1 protein-coding gene is annotated in these 836 nt (G+C 45.3%); it reads left to right on the forward strand.

The window, feature by feature from the left end; genetic code table 11:
- Window positions 1-65 precede the first annotated feature (65 nt).
- Window positions 66-737 carry a helix-turn-helix domain-containing protein gene (locus tag FZ041_RS14325; protein WP_149190062.1) on the forward strand — a complete coding sequence of 224 codons (672 nt, stop codon included), beginning with the start codon at window positions 66-68 and terminating at the stop codon, window positions 735-737.
- Window positions 738-836 lie beyond the last annotated feature (99 nt).

Consider the following 836-nt stretch of genomic DNA (forward strand, 5'->3'; position numbering starts at 1 on the left):
TGATATGCTCCCTATTAGGTAGACAGAAGAAATAATAAAACTGTCTGCTTGATAGGGAGCATTTTATGTACAAGAAGAGATTATCACCCGAAGAGAAAATCCACTTCATTGAAAAGTATAAACGTGGAGAGGGCAGTTATGCCTCCATAGCCGCGGATGCAGGTGTTGACAGAAGATCCTTCAGGCAATGGGTTCGTAACTATGATGCTTGTGGCCCGGATGTATTCTTCAAACGACATCATCAGCGCTATTCTGTTGAGTTTAAGGAAACTGCTATCCACGATTATCTTTCTGGCGTGGATTCACAAGATGCTATATGCCGAAAATACGGACTTCGTTCGCGGAGACAGCTACAAGACTGGATTATGAAGTATAATAGTCACGAGGAACTTAAACCATCCGGTACAGGAGGGAGCACCATCGTGACTAAAGGCAGAAAAACTACATTTGATGAACGAGTATCCATTGTGGAGGATTGCATTGCAAATGGCCGTGATTATGCTTTGGCGGCGGAGAAATTCGATGTTTCTTACCAGCAGGTCTATACCTGGGTCAGGAAGTATGACCAAAAGGGAATCGAAGGCCTCAAGGACGGCAGAGGCCGCAGGAAGCCTGAGTCTGAGATGAACGAGCTGGAACGGCTCAGATATGAAAACCGCATGCAGAAGGCTCAGTTGCTACAAAAGCAGATGGAGATAGATTTTCTAAAAAAACTCGAGGAATTGGAAAGGAGGTGATACTAGACAGAACTCGTAATACGGCTACCTACCGGGCGATACTGGAGCTCAGCAGTATCTGTAAGGATTATCCAGTCAAGGCGTTATGCAGGTTGGGCT

Origin of the sequence: Pseudoselenomonas caprae, from assembly GCF_008271345.1 — a bacterium.
Classification (GTDB): domain Bacteria; phylum Bacillota; class Negativicutes; order Selenomonadales; family Selenomonadaceae; genus Selenomonas_A; species Selenomonas_A caprae.

What these genes read in the sequence shown, in the direction of transcription:
- FZ041_RS14325 (WP_149190062.1), top strand. Translation starts at nt 66, where the DNA reads ATGTACAAGAAGAGATTATCACCCGAAGAGAAAATCCACTTCATTGAA.